This is a genomic window from Leptospira bandrabouensis (genome assembly GCF_004770905.1).
GTDB lineage: Bacteria > Spirochaetota > Leptospiria > Leptospirales > Leptospiraceae > Leptospira_A > Leptospira_A bandrabouensis.
In genome coordinates, this window is record NZ_RQHT01000014.1 from 153,722 (window position 1) to 169,031 (window position 15,310).

A 15,310-nucleotide genomic window follows, 5' to 3' on the forward strand; every position below is an offset into this window, starting at 1 on the left:
TTGTCAGCTGAAAAATTAAGAAGGAAAAAGGATCAAACTGGTAATTTTAAAGTTTTGTAAATGATCTCTGTTTCTTTCTTTTTTATTTCTTCTGACCAGTTCCATTCCGCAGCCGCCGTATCAATGATTACCTTCATAATTTCATCAGAAAGAATTCCAAGTGTACCAAGACCTGTTCTTCTTAAAAAAATATCAGAAAGGGATTTTGCCATTTCATAACGAATCACGTACACTACTTCTGCTAAAATTTCACCATCGGCATTGAGAACTGCTGCCAGATTTTTTGTTTTTCTAGCCAGTTCCAAAATGATTTCATATTGTAAACCGTAGTGACGAATTAAATAATCAACAGTATTTTCGGAAAAATCAGAGTTTTGTTTCTTTGCTCCTTGGATGAATATCTCCACATTCGGAATCTGCGATGCGTATAAGTATTGTTTTGCGGAAATAGCTTCACCCGATTTTTTATCTAATTTCTTTTGGATTCGTTTGAATATGGTCTCTGCAAAATGCCTACTTGTCGTATACTTGCCTCCGGCAGCGGTAATCAATCCTTGGACACCATCACGAACATGATCGTAAAGTTCTGACCTTCTGGATGCAGAATAAGTATCATCGGAACTTTCCACCAAAGGACGTAAACCCCCGTAAGCAAAAATAACATCATCTACCGTTAACTTCTCTTTGATATGAGATGTTTCATTGATATAATCGATAAACTCAGTGATACTTTCTTTAGTGAGTTTCCAATCTTCCACATTTCCAAAATAGGATTTTTCCGTGGGCCCAATCATAGAGTGTCCACGCCAAGGAGCAAAGCTGAAATGGCCTTTATCACCCACATACAAAGTCATTAAGTTTGTTAATTTTTTGGTAATGATATAGATCCCTTCCGAACGTTTTTTCGGCATAGGTTGTTCTGTTTTAGGAGATTTAGATAGAATGTTATGTGTCCAAGGCCCAGACGCATTGATCGTTACCTTAGAACGAATTTGGTGTTTTTGATTCGTCAAAACATCATGGACTAAAACTCCAACAACGGAATTCTCTTTCCAAATTAAATTTTCAACCACTGTGTAGTTGGCAATTTTGGCACCATAAGAAACAGCCGATTTTAAAAAACCAAGAGTTAACCTTTCTGGACTCAAACAAATCGCATCATAAAAATAAGCGGCATCTTCAAAATCACCCAAGTTCTTTTGGAGGAGTTCTTTTCTTTTGAGATACTTATGATTGGGAATTTGTTTGGATTCATCCCAAGTCCACTTACTGTCAAAAGAGAGCAGATCATAAACAAAAAGCCCAATCCTTGCAATGAGTCCGGGTTTTGGAAGTACCATGGGATAGGGATATACTAAATTAGGTGCGATGTTAGAAAGAATCCTTCTTTCTTTTAATGCCTCTCTCACAAGTCCGATTTCAAACTGTTTTAAATAACGAAGCCCACCATGAATTAATTTTCCTGTGGCCGCAGAAGTAGCCCCACCAAAATCTTTTTTTTCCACCAAAGCGACCGTATAACCACGACTAGCCACTTCGTAAGCCAAAGTTGCCCCGGTGATTCCACCACCAATGATCGTGACATCAAACTCTTCACCTTTATAGGTTTCAATAAAACGATCTAACTTTAAATTCATACTTTCCCACCTTTTTCCACCAAATGGGTGATTTGTGCTTTTAGCCGCTCTCTCTCACTTTCTATATTCCATAAACCCAAACGAAGGACAAGTGCAGGAAGTCTCCAAGCAGCAATTTGTGAATCTGTGATTCCACTCAGACTTTTGTATTCTTTCAAATATCCGCTAAGAATGAATTTTCGAATGATCGTATAAAAGATAATTTTCAATTTTGGGGTTCCTGGCCAAAGTTCGGCATCAGTAAACAAAAGATAGGTGAAGGCAACATCGGCTGCGGGGCTTCCTTTGGCCGCAGTCATCCAATCAATAATGATTTCGTTTTTTCCTTCCACAATTACATTTTCAGGATGAAAATCCAAATGCAAAATGGAATTTCCATTGGGAAGAGTTGCGATATACGATTTGACTTTTTCTTTTTCCGACGCATTCAAAAATGAAAGTGGTGCAGATTCCAAACAATGGTTTAAGATTTCTTTTATGTCTTGAAATTTATCTGATTTTAACTGGTGGATGCCGTAGTGTAACTTCGCAAGTTTTCCGGCGATCCGAAAGAGTTCCAACGGATTTTTGTCTGGAAGTTTAGTGAGTGAAATCCCATCCAACCTGTCAAAAATAATTCCCAACCGATTCCCAACCTTGGCCTTTCCATAACAACGCATCATTGAAGCACCTTTCTGATTGGCTTCGATGGTGTTTGTTACTTCTAAATCAATTTCTGATTCCTTTGCCTCAGGAAAAAAAAGTTTCAGAATTCGATTCTCTGGCAAAACAAATAGATCGGCCGACCTTCCAATTGCAAAAGGTTTCCCTAAACTTGTTATATTGTATTCTTTGATTTGTTGATCCATTTTCTTTTCCCGAACTTATGTATTTAAAATTGCAAAATTGTTTTGATTGGCTTTATAAAGATTCTTAAAGACCTTAAAGTTTTTATCATAAATTTCTTTATGTTTCAAATTAGGAGTCCATCTGTCTTGGATAGGAATCATTGATTTGATCTCTTCAAATCTTTTAATTTTTCCAATTCCAAAAGCAACCACGGCAGCAGCTCCCATCGCGCCAACGTTTTCCGGATGAACTACCCTTTCAATGGTTTTTCCCGTGATATCAGCTAACAACTGACAGATAAAAGCAGACCTTGCCACACCACCCACAAATCGGATGGTATCTGATGTAGGAATCTTTGTATCAGAAAGTTCTAAAATCCAACGTTTATGAAAAAGGATTCCTTCTACTACCGCTCGAATGAGAGTTCTTTTTCCTGTATGTAAGCTAATGTTAAAAAATATCCCTCTTGCTTTTGGGTCTTCAAAAGGACATCGGTTGCCATGAAGCCAAGGTGTAAAAATCACTCCCTGCGAGCCAGGTTCTGTATCTTTAATCGAATCAAACATAAACTCGAACAAACTTTCATATACGGCATCAGGGCCATCGGTAATTTTCTTTTTTTCTAAATATAAATCAATTTCATCTAAGGCCAAGTGGTCTCTCACCCATTGCAAACATTTCCCTGATGTTTCTTGTTCCCCAAAATAATTATAATATCCTTCTCGTGCTCCAACGATGGATGCAATCCTTGCTCCTATATCCACAGTTCTTTTTTTGGTAACAGTCCCGATCCAACCAGAAGTTCCTGCATAGATATGAGTATCACCTTCACTTACGGCTCCGGCTCCCACACCAATGAGTGAGGCATCTCCTCCACCACCAAACACGGATATGTTTTCGATTAAACCGAGGTACTCCGCCGCTTCTTTTGTAAGTCCACCCACCCTTTCAGAAGAATTCACAATCTTTGGTAAATGATCCAAACGAACACCAAATAACTTACATAGAAGTGGACTCCAATTTCCTTTTCCTACCCTTGAGTTATATAAAAAAGTAGCAAAGGCAGAGTCTCTTGTCATCACAGCTTCGTTTGTAGAGCGTGCGATTAAATATTCTTTTACGTCAAACCACCACTTCACTTTAGAAAATACTTCTGGTTCATTTTTTTCGACCCATTTGTATTTCCAAATCGGATCTTTGACACTGGCAGCAACTGCCCCCGTGATCCAAAGAGATAACAAAAGTTTAACGGCGTTGATCCCTTCAATTTTGAAACCGTGAACAATGCCTCGTTTCATTTCCTTTGTGGCCCTTTGGTCCATATAACTCATCGCCGGGCGTACGGATTGAAACTTTGCATCGGTGAGCACCAAACCTTGCATTTGCGAACAAAAGGAAATTCCTTGGATGGACTCCGGTTGGATTTTGGTTTGGGTCAAAATTTGTGCCGTGGTATCCTTCATCGAGGACCACCAATCGTCTGGATTTTGTTCGGCTCCCCCATTGTCTAGAAGTTGGATCGAATACTCCTTTGAGGCTGATTGAACAAGCTCCAGAGCCTCTGAAATCCGGAAAATACAGGTTTTGACCCCCGTTGTGCCAATATCATAAGTCAGTATATATCCAGATTCCATAATAACTCCTTAGGTTCGGCTCTTCATACCCTCTGCCAGTTACCGCCCAGATATCTGGACAAGTCCGACGGCATTTTCGTTTTTCTCCTGAAACTGGAAAAAAGTGAGTGATGACTCACAAAGATTCAGAATCATCGGCTCGGATGGCAAATCATTTTCCGTCGGGATTTCTTTTCTGGAGAATTTATTCCGAACAAATGTTTGAAAGTAAGTTCCATCGACTGCAAAAAAGGGAGTCCTCATGAGCCAAAACACTCCAAAAATATATCCGTACCGCTGGGTCGTGTTATTTGCCTATATCGTCATCACTGCCACCATTTGTTTACAATGGTTGACCTTTGCTCCCATCGCACGAGATGCCAAAGAGTTTTATCAAGTAAGCCCTTTACAAATCGATTTACTCTCGCTCGTATTTCTCGGGGTTTTTGTCTTCATAGCGATCCCTGCATCGTATGTAATTGATACTTACGGAATCAAAAAAGGAGTTGGGTTTGGTGCCATACTAACGGGAGTTTGTGGGTTACTCAAAGGAATTTATGCTGCCGACTATTCAATCGTTTTAATCTGCCAAATTGGTTTGGCCGTAGCACAACCTTTTTTACTGAATGCTGTTACAAAGATTAGTGTATTGTGGTTTCCTATCCAAGAACGAGCCACAGCGGTTGCTCTGGGAACTCTCGCCCAATTTCTAGGAATCATACTTGTGATGATCCTCACACCCATCTTACTCCAATCAGGAAATTCCATTCCACAGGTTATGATGATTTATGGATTTGTTTCTGTGACTTCCGCCATTCTTTTTCTTTTACTTATCAAAGAAAAACCGCCAACTTCGCCGAGCACTCACGGAGAAGACCATGAACTCCCCTTTTTGGAAGGACTTCGTTTTTTATGGAAACAAAAAGACATGAGAAAAATCCTATTTTTGTTTCTTATTGGACTTGGAGTCTTCAATGCGGTGAGCACTTGTATTGATCAAATCTGTGAAATCAAAGGACTGAATATCGACGAATCAGGTCTTGTTGGTGGAGTGATGCTTATATCTGGAATCATTGGTGGGATCATCATACCTCCGTTATCCGACAAATGGCAAAAAAGAAAATTATTTCTTATCATTGCCATGGCAGGATTTCTCTTGGGCCTTAGTTTATTTACCTTATTCCAAGGTTTTATTTTTCTACTCACAGGTTCTGTGATCATTGGATTTTTTCTCTTAGGTATCGGGGCACCCATCGGATTTCAATACTGCGCAGAAATCACATCCCCTGCACCAGAATCCACTTCCCAAGGTTTGTTACTCCTTGTGGGACAAGTGTCAGGAATTCTATTTATCTTAGGCCTGAACTTTTTAGGGATGATATCGTTTCTCTATATCCTTCTCATTTTATCACTGATTAATTTTGTGATGGTGTTTTGGTTAAAAGAATCACCGTTTATGGAAAGTTAAGGAAAAAATTGAGACAAATCTTACTGGTGTTTGTTGGAAAGATTTAGGGAATGATTAAAAGTTTAATGTTGTCTACAACTTCTTTCAAAGCAGTTTTTTCGATTTCTTCTATGAATTCAGCTTGGCGAATTGTCCAGTCTAAACTCTTGATTTGATCGGAAAGTACTGCTCCACTAATTTTTTTGCCATTGATTTTTACTTCGAAAGGATAACCTTTTTCTTTGCTTGTGATTGGACAAAAAATTGCTAAACTCGTTTTCATATTATATTCAGCTGGCGAAAGAACAAGTGCTGGCCTTCTCCCCATTTGTTCATGTCCAGCCTGAGGATTAAAATTGAGCCAAACAATTTCTCCCCTTTTCGGAACATATTTGTTTTTACTTACCAAAATTCACTTCCTACAGAGTTACCGCTATCTACCTCGTTATGAAGGTTCTTCGAATTGATTTTTTTTAATTTTTGCTCCAAAGTTTCCTTAGTATAAGGATAAATGATAATTCGATTTCCTTCTTGGATCACTTCCACCTGACTTCCATCATTTAGGTCTAATTGTTTAGCAAATAACTTTGGGATTCGAATCCCAAGACTATTTCCCCATTTTTGGACTGTTGATTCCATAGATTATACATTGTATATACATAAAAATAAACGTCAATGTTTTTTCTACTAGAATAGACCGATCACTTCAAGGACATCTTGACGGCTTTGTTAATACAAGCGCTCATCGTTGGGAAAAGATAAGTATCACTGGTAGCTGCATAAGCACCTTTCGGATAAAAATTATCTCCTCCCGCAAATCCATCGGCAAATCTTAGGCGATAATCAGAACGATCTTTTCGTTCTGGACTAATTTTAAAAAGTTTTATCTTCCTTCTGTCGCCTTTATAACTGAGTTCAAAGACTTGGGAAGAGGTTTTCTTTACATCTAACATATAGAAGGTGCGGTCGAATAAAAATTTCAAAACAGCCTCACCTTTCTTGGTGTCAAGAGCAAGACATGCATACCGAGTGATTTGTCTGTTATCACTATGAGTGCCGACTAAATCCGCAAAAGTGGCAGTTTGAATGATAAAGTAATAAGCATCCATCTGGTAGGGTTGAAACGGTCCAGGGATAGGAGTGATATCGTCAATTTGACCAAATGGAGCATTGAACTGAGACTCCCAACCTCCTGGAAGGTCCGAATCAGGTATCATTTCATGGGCAAATGTTTCAGCTCCGAAAATGAAAAATACAATAAGAAAAAAAACAAAGTTGTGCTGTTTAAATCTTATCAATTTGTTTCAAAACCTCGGTGTATTCACCGCGCCATTTTTCACCTAGATAAAAATCCTCTGCAAACAAGGGTTGCCCTTCCTTCCCAGGATATACTTCAAGCACAGTGAGCTGCATCAAAAAAAGATTCCCGAGGAAATTCTCCTTCGAACCAACTGGTTTGTATGCAGGCATTGGGTAAACAATACTTGCTTCATTAGAGAAAGTAACTTCGAATGATTCTGTCTTTTTGAATGGAGTTGCTAGAGCATAACTCATCATATGATTCACAAGTTTGTATTTGGCCTCAAAAAAAGTAATCTTTAGTTTTTTAATCCGGGCAAAGTCTTCACTTAGATTCCCATCCACCTCACAGTAATTTTTAAAAGCAAAATTATGCACATTTTGGATGTTCTTTACTTTGAACTTTGGTGAGTATTCCCAAAATTCATTTACCTCTCTAAACTCATGAAACAGATACAAGGACTAACCAACACCCTGGTTTTCGGTAACAAGCCACTTGCGTTTATTGCCCCATTTTTGGATGGATTCTTCACGATCAGGGCTTTTTAACAGTCTTTTAAAGAAACCATCTTGTGCATAATAATTGACAGAATAGACGTTTTGATCTTTTGCACTGGCATAAAGCATGCTACAGGAACACTTTGTACCTTTTTCATTGATGTATTTTGAAATCTCTTGTATATCTTTAAGGTCATTAGCATCTAAATTGCAAATTTACAAGACAAGAAAACAAAGAATCAAAATTTTCTTCATAGAATAATTTCACCCATACTGCTGACGAACCGAACTTTAAAATCTTACCTGGGTTAAGGAATCAGATTAATTGGAATGGTGAATAGATTGCAGCCCCTTTCACCATTTGTAAATCCAAAATAAATTAGAGTCAACGGAAAATCGAAACCCTAACCATCTCAGGTGCATCTGTTGGATTCCAAGACAAAGGCTTGATGTTTGTCAAATGGAACTTGATACGCAAAAAATGATATGCGGGTTAAATGAATGAAAACTTAGAACGAATCGATCGTTTTGAATTATTTCTTAGAAGAGGATAAGTCGCCAGCTCCAAGTAGGAGACCTGCCACACTGATATCTTCATCAAACCAAATTTTTTGTGCTTTTGCTTCAGAGATTAAATAGTTCTCCAATTCCAAAAAATTTCGAACGAATTAAATTTTACCTCTACCCACCCAGTGCCCTGCGGATGACTCGCATGACCCCGGCCACAACATCTTCATCCTTATCAAAAATATCGTCACCCAAATAGATCTTCATACGTTCTTTATAATACACTGTGGAATAAGAAAACTGAAGTGTCATAAAAATATTATCAAGTAAAAAGGCTGAAAGGTTGCTATCCACATCAGAACGGATCGTTCCTTCTTTTTTCGCTAGATTTATCATTTCGATATAACATTTAGCAGATAACGATTCCAACTCACCGGAAAGACGTGTGATCAGTTCATAATTACTTTCCGTTGTCATTTCATTGTAGAGGCGGATGATGTCTTGGTTGATCCGCGAGTGGGTTTGGATGATGCGAATGATCTTTTCAATTTTTCCAAACAAATCCAAATCCATGGAGAGAACGGACTCTAAGGTTTTTTCTAATTGGGTGATCCCATGATCCACCACTGTGAGAAAAAAATCCTCTTTGGTTTCAAAGTATTTATAGAGAGAACCTACACTAATCCCAGCTTTTTGGGCGATAGTATTCGTATTGGCGCTTGTAAACCCACGGTTGGCAAATTCAGAAATGGCTGTCGATAAAATCCGATTTCTTTTTTCTTCGGAAATCCGTTCAAAACTATCATTAAAATGCTTTGTGTCTGCCATACCCATCTACCGTCCTATAAATGAAAAAAGGCTGGATTTCTCCAGAAAATTTATGTTATTTTCCAAAGAATCCGTCATTCTTGCTCATTTTTATGAAATCCTCCTTGACAATGAGTGATAACTCACTCATTGTCAAGGAAAAAGACCCGGAAGAGGAAAGATATTATGGCCCAAGGCTTTTCCATGAATGAATACCCAGATGTTGACCAAGTTTACAAAGACTTAAGGAAACTCATTTCCCTTCCCATCCGTTCCATTCGAAAAGACGCAATGGAAGACATCATCCATAATTACTTTGATAAAAAATGCGGTAAGTCCAAAGCCATGATCACTAAGGCTTCGGAATACATTCCTGGCGGTGTACAACACAACCTTTCTTTCAATCATCCCTTCCCTCTTGTATTCACAGAAGCATCAGGTGCTTATCTTTATGATCTAGACGGAAACAAATACATCGATTTTTTACAAGCAGGTGGACCGACGGTTCTTGGTAGTAACCCAACCTCTGTCCGAAAAAAAGTCATCGAACTTCTCAATACAACAGGCCCTGTCACAGGCCTCTTTCATGAATACGAATATAAGTTAGCCGAAAAAATTGTAGAGTTAGTTCCTTCCGTCGAAATGTTTCGAATGCTCGGTTCGGGAACAGAAGCTTGTATGGCATCCATTCGTGTTGCAAGACTTGCCACTAAGAAAAAGAACATCGTGAAGATGGGTGGTGCTTATCACGGTTGGAGCGATCAACTTGCTTATGGACTTCGTATCCCAGGAACAAGACATTTCGAAGCCAATGGAGTTCCTAAATCCATTTTCAAATACACACAAGAATTTTATCCGAACGATTTGAACGCTTTAGAGTCAGTTCTCAAACGAAATCGTTTTTGTGGTGGAACAGCAGCCGTTCTCATAGAACCAGTGGGGCCAGAAAGTGGAACAAGACCTCTTGACTTTGGCTTCAATAAAGGTGTCCGTGAACTTTGTGACAAGTATGGAGCCCTTCTAATTTTTGATGAAGTGGTCACGGCCTTCCGCATTGGACTCAGTGGTGCCCAAGGGTATTTCGGTGTGACACCTGATCTTACTATCTTTGGAAAAGTAGTAGCAGGTGGATATCCATCAGCCGGTGGACTTGGCGGTAAAAAAGAATATATGAAGTATGTATCGGCAGGTCTTCAGACGGGCACCAAAAAGGCATTAATCGGTGGAACGATGGCCGCAAACCCACTTAGTTCCGCAGCAGGTTATTTTACACTTTGTGAAATGGAAAAAACAGGGGCTCTTGAAAAATCAGGCAGAGCAGGAGACCGCCTAACAAAAGGATTACAAAAACTGATCAAAAAATATGACCTTCCTTTTGTTGCTTTCAACCAAGGTTCCATTTGCCACTTAGAAACTGTTGGTACCATGTTACTCGACATCAATATTAAGAAGTTCTGGACCATCAAAAAAACCATTGCGGAAGCTCATAAAAGAAAACATGCTATGGAAGAAATGGGAGCAGCTTATATGTCCGAAGGTCTTGTGACTCTTGCAGGAAGTAGACTTTATACCAGTGCTTCCGATACAGATGCTGTGATTGACGATGCCCTCAAACGATTTGATCGAGTGTTCCAAAAAGTGGAAGGTGTGGCTTAAGGAATTTGGTTTAAGAGTCGTAAAAGAAAGTTTCAGTCTAATCGACTAACATTTCTTTTATGACTTTTTTAATTTTCTGAATGGTTTTAGAATCCGCTGAGCCTAGTTTTTGAACTAGTCTAGATTTATCAACGGTTCTGATTTGGTCTAAAACGATAGAGCCTTTTTTCCCCTGAAAGGTTAGTTCCACTCTTGTTGGATAGTTTTTTGAAGCGGTTGTCATCGGTGCAATCATCACAGTTCCAATGAACTGATTTATTTCATTAGGCGAAATCACAATACAAGGTCTAGATTTTTGAGTTTCAAACCCAACGGTTGGATCTAAATTTATCAAATAAATTTCGTATTGATTGATTACCATTCCCAATCCTGTGAATTCAAATCAATAGAATCTGGAATGAGTAACTCATCCTCTTTTTCTTTTGCCATCGCTTTGAATTGGTCTTCCCAACCCATTCGCGGTTTGCTTTTTACCGGCGTGATGATGATTTTATTGTCCTCTACCAGTAGGTCGACTTCACCTTCTATCTGACATTCCGCTAAAACTGTTTTGGGAATTCGGATTCCTTTTGAATTTCCAATTTGTATGACTGCCGCTTTCAATGTAATTACAATGTAATTACAAGAAAAAGATGTCAATGCCAATTTCAGCCAAAATTCCCCTTAATTTCATGCCTTCCCCGAAAAGTACTTGTACATTTCGAATTTGCCGAGAGATTATGTCTCAAATCTCGACGAGGCCCGAACTATGCCTGAACCACTGCAAAAAATCATCGATAATCTCAAAGAGTTGTTAAACAAACTCGATAAAACCAAAAAAATGATTTTGGGTGGTGTGCTTGCCGTTGTGGTGGTGGCAGTCATCATCTTATTCAATGTCTCGTCTCAACGCAACCGTGTGGTTCTCTTTAAGGATTTGGATTCCAAAGACTTTTCTGAGGTAACCAAAAAACTAGATGCCCTTGGTTATTCCTATGGATCGAGTGATACAAACCTCATTACTGTTGATCCCGAACAAAGACAAGAGATCGTCACAAAACTCGCACAAGAAAATTTAATTCCTGCCGGTGTGACAGGTTGGGAACTTTTTGACATTGAAAAATTTACAGAGACCCAATTCGACAAAGACATTAAAAAGTACAGAGCTCTAAAAGGTGCGATAGAAAAATCACTCAATACATTAAGACCGATCGAAAGATCCGATGTCAACATCGCCATCCCGGAAGGTGATCTTTTTGAATCCAATTCCTATCCTGTGAAAGCCAGTGTCATTTTACACTTTAAACCTGGTGTAGAAGGAATGAGTAAAAAAGAAATCAAAGGGATTGTGAACTTAGTCGCACGTGCCGTTCCTAAGTTAAAACCAGAAAACGTAAGTGTGGCCGATCCCGATGGCAAAATCATTTCTGACTTCGAAGAAGATTTAGAAAAAGAAAGATTAGAACTTCGTATCGTCCAAGAAAAACTTAGAATCGAAGAAGAAGAACGAGTCAAACGACTCATCGACATTCGTAACACCTTACGCTGGTATTTGGGTGGAGAGGACCGTGTGGACATCACACGTTTTGAATATTCTTTCAATTGGGACCAAGAATCCTTAACAGAAAATGAAGTTTTACCTGTGGTTGCTGAAGAAGATAACCCTGATACACCATATAACGAAAGAAAGTTGGTTGATGGATATTCCTTAAAAGTTTCATCCAAAGAAACAAAAGAATCGTTTAAGGGTCGTGGGTTCACTCCCGATGGTCCTGCTGGTACAGAACCAAACCTTCCTCCTGGTTATAAAGATACAGATTATCAAAAAGCAGAATATTCCAAAGATGAAAATATCAATAACTACGAATTCAACAAACGTGTGAAAGATATCAAACGCCAACCTTGGAAAATTGAAAAAATTGGTTTATCTGTCGTTGTGGATGGTGTTTGGGAAAGAAAAGAACGCGAAGATGGAATGGGTTATGACAGAAAATACATTCCTGTTGCCGAAGGTGATTTAAAACTCATTCGTAAAAACTTAGAAGCAGCCATTGGATACACAAGATCCCGTGGTGACCAAATCAGTGTCATTACAATTCCAAAAGATAGAACAGAACAATTCCGAGCTGAAGACGAAGAGTTTCAAAGACAACGTGCCATCCGAAATATGGTGATTGCTTCGCTTGTTATTTTAATTCTCTTAATACTTGCTATCTTAGTTTACCGTGCGATCAAAAAAGAAATCGCAAGAAGAAGAAGACTCAGAGAAGAAGAACTTGCTGCTCAACAACAAATGATGCGGGAAGCAGCACTTCGAGTGATGGACGAAGGAGGAGCGGAAGTCGAACTCTCCCTCGACGAAAAACTCAGACGCGAACTTTTAGAAAACGCAATCAACCTGGCAAAAGAAAAACCAGAAGATGTGGCACAGCTACTACGCACTTGGCTTGCCGAGGAAGAACAAAGTTAGGAACTTTCAGTTTCTTTTTTCCAACGAATATTGGCGCCATTAGTGATCCGGGAATATACTTCCCGGAAATACTGGTTAGGTGCTTTTCCATCGGGATCTTGCGAATAACGAGGTCTTAGGCGGTGGACAAAATACATATCCAAATCACCTTTGTTTTTTCCGTGGATTTTCCCTCTGTATTCCGTAACAAAAAAATATTTTACTAATTCATAAGTTTCTTTGGAAACATTAATTTTTCCAGTTTCCCCGCCAGACTCCATCCTTGAGGCAGTATTGACTGTATCTCCCCAAATATCATAAGCAAACTTAAACCTTCCCACAACGCCTGCCACTACAGGCCCTGTATGAATACCTAGTCTTAATTCCCAAAAAGGCAAACCTAAAGTAGATTTAATTTCCTTTAGTTGGTTCATAAAACTTTGGATCTCTAAGGCCGCCAAACAAGCGTCAATGGCGCTAGTTCTAGTTTCGACCGGAACTCCACCGGCACACATATAACTATCACCGATGGTTTTTAGTTTTTCCAAATTGTTACGAAGAATGATTTCATCAAACTGAGTGAAACAAGCATCTAATTCTTCAATTAAACTTTGTTCATCCATCCCTTCAGCTACTCGTGTAAATCCTTTGAAGTCTGTGAATAAAACCGTAACATTTTCAATCCGAGAGGGTGTGACACTTCCCTTTTGTTTTAATTCCTGTGCGACTTTATAAGGCAAAATATTGAGTAATAACTTTTCAGACTCTTCCCTTGCTTCTTCTGCTTTGTCCTGAGCAATGAGGGCTTTTTCTCTTTCTTCATCAGCTTTTTGTTTTTCTAAATCTAACAAAAAGTAACTGATATCTAGCTCCTCTGCTAAAGGACGAGACATGATGTAAACAACAAGGTAGTTAAACAATACAAGCGGAAGCACAATCATAGTTAAATGAAAGGCAGATTCCCCTACTCCATACTGTTCGCGAATCAATGGGAAATATAGGATTGCAGCAATTCCCATAGTAATGAGGCCTAAGTTAGCAAGCCTTTGGCTGAGTTGGATGGTCCTACCTTCCAAAGACAAAGCGCCATGTCGTAACACCGCATAACCAAGTAAAAACGCTGGTATAAATTGGAAATCTGCCAAAGGATAAATAGGAAAACCATGACTAGGAAAAAGGGCGGCCAATAATAAAATAGCAGACAAAAAAAACGAACCTATGATCCATTTGGATGCAAAGTTAATATAACCTTTGTTGCGAATGAATGTAAAAAGCACTAAAAGAATCGCAATGGCACCGTTAGCACCAACAAGCAATTCCGCTGGGCCACCATGATGCACTCTTGACCAAGGGTAATCAAAATAACCAACAAAAAGGTAAGGAGAAGGAGCAAGGATCGCTGCAGTGACACAGAGTAAGTCGATACCCTGGATCCAAAATGGTGACTTTTGTCCGATGGCTTCAAATACCAAACGCACCATAATACTCGGCGCAAAAGCAAAGGCCACAAAGGTCATCTGCGAAATACGAAGTTGTACTACATAAGAAATGTTTAACTTTAAAGGAACGGATTGGATGACATAAAATCCGGTTAGAATGAGAGCAAAAGCACATAGTTGGTTGATTCTTGCTGAAGGATTGGCACCCGCAACTATGATGGAAAGAAATACAGCACCAAACACGGATACTACGGGTGGGATCCCCCAAGGATACCATTTTGCAGATTCATAAGCATCTGGGGAAAGCCCGAAGGAAACACCAAAAGAAATAAAAATCAATACAAAAGATAAAAGTGCAAATAAGAAATAAAACATTCCATTTTTTTGGAACAAAAGTTCATTTACATCAAAAAAGTCTGAACGAAAGACTCCATACGCCACAAGTAACATTGGGATGAATAAAAAAAATCCACCTGGATACACTTTGAACCCAAGGATACTTGGAGCATTTAAAGTTGTGAGTAAAAAAAGTAAATTGACTCCGTGAAAAAGCGTTAGGTGATAATGTTTACGAATGTATTGATAATGTTTTATAAAAGACGGTAAAATTAATATAAAATACCCAAGAGGTGCTAAAATCCCCCAAGGCCTAACAAATGAACTTCCCCTCGGATACTTACCGAATGGGAATTCAAAAACGGTAGTTTCAAATCCTTTCCCAATCAAAACTCCAAAATACAATACGAAACTAGCCAACCAACAAAGATAGGAATAATATAACAACAGTTTGCTTTGTTTTCCAGTCATATGATAGGCCAAATAAAAAGCTGTTGGGGCCAAAGGAGCGACTAGAAAGTACAACAAATCATTCCAAAAAACCAAGGTATTTACATCTTGAATCCATGCCCTTGTTGTGAGAACAAGTCCCACCGATCCAAAACTAATAAAAGAAATGGTTAAGTTTAAATGGAAAATTTTATTATCAACATCTGATTTACGAAACTTTTGAAAGGCAAAATAACTTAAAAAAACTCCTACAAAAAAAGTAAGAATCCCCGGAGCTCCATAAGGAATCTGATACCAAAAATATTCCCAATCCGAAATAATTCCTTCTGGTTTTATAAAATAAATAAGTGGGTATGATTCCATCC

At 38.8% G+C, this 15,310-nt stretch carries 14 protein-coding genes; 3 read left to right on the forward strand and 11 right to left on the reverse strand.

Annotated features, from left to right (window positions below; translation table 11 throughout):
- Window positions 1–32: 32 nt before the first annotated feature.
- From EHR07_RS07885 to EHR07_RS07895, 3 genes are read right to left on the reverse strand one after another with little or no spacing between them, the layout of a single operon-like run.
- Entirely contained in the window at window positions 33–1,637 is a 1,605-nt protein-coding gene (locus EHR07_RS07885; protein WP_135744587.1) for a glycerol-3-phosphate dehydrogenase/oxidase, read from the reverse strand.
- On the reverse strand, window positions 1,634–2,485 hold the full coding sequence (locus EHR07_RS07890) for an aminoglycoside phosphotransferase family protein (RefSeq protein ID WP_135744588.1): 852 nt from the start codon (window positions 2,483–2,485) through the stop codon (window positions 1,634–1,636). The genes EHR07_RS07885 and EHR07_RS07890 overlap by 4 nt, the downstream gene beginning before the upstream one ends.
- A gap of 15 nt (window positions 2,486–2,500) precedes the next feature.
- Complete coding sequence (locus EHR07_RS07895) at window positions 2,501–4,099, reverse strand: xylulokinase (protein WP_135744589.1); 1,599 nt, start codon at window positions 4,097–4,099, stop codon at window positions 2,501–2,503.
- 241 nt (window positions 4,100–4,340) lie between these two features.
- Here EHR07_RS07895 and EHR07_RS07905 point away from each other — a divergent pair, with 241 nt between their 5' ends.
- Window positions 4,341–5,546 carry an MFS transporter gene (locus tag EHR07_RS07905; protein WP_135744591.1) on the forward strand — a complete coding sequence of 402 codons (1,206 nt, stop codon included), beginning with the start codon at window positions 4,341–4,343 and terminating at the stop codon, window positions 5,544–5,546.
- A gap of 43 nt (window positions 5,547–5,589) precedes the next feature.
- On the opposite strand, the gene mazF is transcribed toward EHR07_RS07905, so the two are convergent.
- The 5 genes from mazF to EHR07_RS07930 all read right to left on the reverse strand — a co-directional run bounded on the left by mazF (window position 5,590) and on the right by EHR07_RS07930 (window position 8,657).
- Window positions 5,590–5,934, reverse strand: a complete 345-nt coding sequence (gene mazF, locus EHR07_RS07910) for an endoribonuclease MazF (protein WP_135744592.1) — start codon at window positions 5,932–5,934, stop codon at window positions 5,590–5,592.
- Complete coding sequence (locus tag EHR07_RS07915; RefSeq protein ID WP_135744593.1) at window positions 5,928–6,164, reverse strand: AbrB/MazE/SpoVT family DNA-binding domain-containing protein; 237 nt, start codon at window positions 6,162–6,164, stop codon at window positions 5,928–5,930. The genes mazF and EHR07_RS07915 overlap by 7 nt, the downstream gene beginning before the upstream one ends.
- Window positions 6,165–6,226: 62 nt before the next feature.
- Entirely contained in the window at window positions 6,227–6,742 is a 516-nt protein-coding gene (locus EHR07_RS07920; RefSeq protein ID WP_135744594.1) for a hypothetical protein, read from the reverse strand.
- Window positions 6,743–6,809: 67 nt separating this feature from the next.
- Entirely contained in the window at window positions 6,810–7,283 is a 474-nt protein-coding gene (locus tag EHR07_RS07925) for a hypothetical protein (RefSeq protein WP_135744595.1), read from the reverse strand.
- 720 nt (window positions 7,284–8,003) lie between these two features.
- Complete coding sequence (locus tag EHR07_RS07930; protein ID WP_135744596.1) at window positions 8,004–8,657, reverse strand: TetR/AcrR family transcriptional regulator; 654 nt, start codon at window positions 8,655–8,657, stop codon at window positions 8,004–8,006.
- A 165-nt stretch (window positions 8,658–8,822) separates the two neighbouring features.
- On the opposite strand from EHR07_RS07930, the gene EHR07_RS07935 reads away from it, so the two are divergent.
- Complete coding sequence (locus EHR07_RS07935; protein WP_135744597.1) at window positions 8,823–10,292, forward strand: aspartate aminotransferase family protein; 1,470 nt, start codon at window positions 8,823–8,825, stop codon at window positions 10,290–10,292.
- Between the two features lie 37 nt (window positions 10,293–10,329).
- Here EHR07_RS07935 and EHR07_RS07940 read toward each other — a convergent pair whose 3' ends face one another.
- A complete protein-coding gene (locus tag EHR07_RS07940; RefSeq protein WP_135744598.1) occupies window positions 10,330–10,653 on the reverse strand; it encodes a type II toxin-antitoxin system PemK/MazF family toxin in 324 nt (107 codons plus the stop codon).
- Window positions 10,647–10,895, reverse strand: a complete 249-nt coding sequence (locus EHR07_RS07945) for an AbrB/MazE/SpoVT family DNA-binding domain-containing protein (RefSeq protein WP_135746225.1) — start codon at window positions 10,893–10,895, stop codon at window positions 10,647–10,649. Before EHR07_RS07945 ends, EHR07_RS07940 begins: the two co-directional genes overlap by 7 nt.
- 145 nt (window positions 10,896–11,040) lie before the next feature.
- Between EHR07_RS07945 and fliF the strand changes: the two genes are divergently transcribed.
- Window positions 11,041–12,741 carry a flagellar basal-body MS-ring/collar protein FliF gene (gene fliF, locus EHR07_RS07950; protein WP_135744599.1) on the forward strand — a complete coding sequence of 567 codons (1,701 nt, stop codon included), beginning with the start codon at window positions 11,041–11,043 and terminating at the stop codon, window positions 12,739–12,741.
- On the opposite strand, the gene EHR07_RS07955 is transcribed toward fliF, so the two are convergent.
- Window positions 12,738–15,308, reverse strand: a complete 2,571-nt coding sequence (locus EHR07_RS07955; protein WP_135744600.1) for an adenylate/guanylate cyclase domain-containing protein — start codon at window positions 15,306–15,308, stop codon at window positions 12,738–12,740. The genes fliF and EHR07_RS07955 overlap by 4 nt on opposite strands.
- Between the last annotated feature and the right edge of the window lie 2 nt (window positions 15,309–15,310).

Bases quoted from the DNA above. Each gene is read 5' to 3' on its own strand.
- EHR07_RS07885 (WP_135744587.1), bottom strand. From the start codon at position 1,637: ATGAATTTAAAGTTAGATCGTTTTATTGAAACCTATAAAGGTGAAGAG.
- EHR07_RS07890 (WP_135744588.1), bottom strand. From the start codon at position 2,485: ATGGATCAACAAATCAAAGAATACAATATAACAAGTTTAGGGAAACCT.
- EHR07_RS07895 (WP_135744589.1), bottom strand. From the start codon at position 4,099: ATGGAATCTGGATATATACTGACTTATGATATTGGCACAACGGGGGTC.
- EHR07_RS07905 (WP_135744591.1), top strand. From the start codon at position 4,341: ATGAGCCAAAACACTCCAAAAATATATCCGTACCGCTGGGTCGTGTTA.
- EHR07_RS07915 (WP_135744593.1), bottom strand. From the start codon at position 6,164: ATGGAATCAACAGTCCAAAAATGGGGAAATAGTCTTGGGATTCGAATC.
- EHR07_RS07920 (WP_135744594.1), bottom strand. From the start codon at position 6,742: ATGATACCTGATTCGGACCTTCCAGGAGGTTGGGAGTCTCAGTTCAAT.
- EHR07_RS07930 (WP_135744596.1), bottom strand. From the start codon at position 8,657: ATGGCAGACACAAAGCATTTTAATGATAGTTTTGAACGGATTTCCGAA.
- EHR07_RS07935 (WP_135744597.1), top strand. From the start codon at position 8,823: ATGGCCCAAGGCTTTTCCATGAATGAATACCCAGATGTTGACCAAGTT.
- EHR07_RS07940 (WP_135744598.1), bottom strand. From the start codon at position 10,653: ATGGTAATCAATCAATACGAAATTTATTTGATAAATTTAGATCCAACC.
- fliF (WP_135744599.1), top strand. From the start codon at position 11,041: ATGCCTGAACCACTGCAAAAAATCATCGATAATCTCAAAGAGTTGTTA.
- EHR07_RS07955 (WP_135744600.1), bottom strand. From the start codon at position 15,308: ATGGAATCATACCCACTTATTTATTTTATAAAACCAGAAGGAATTATT.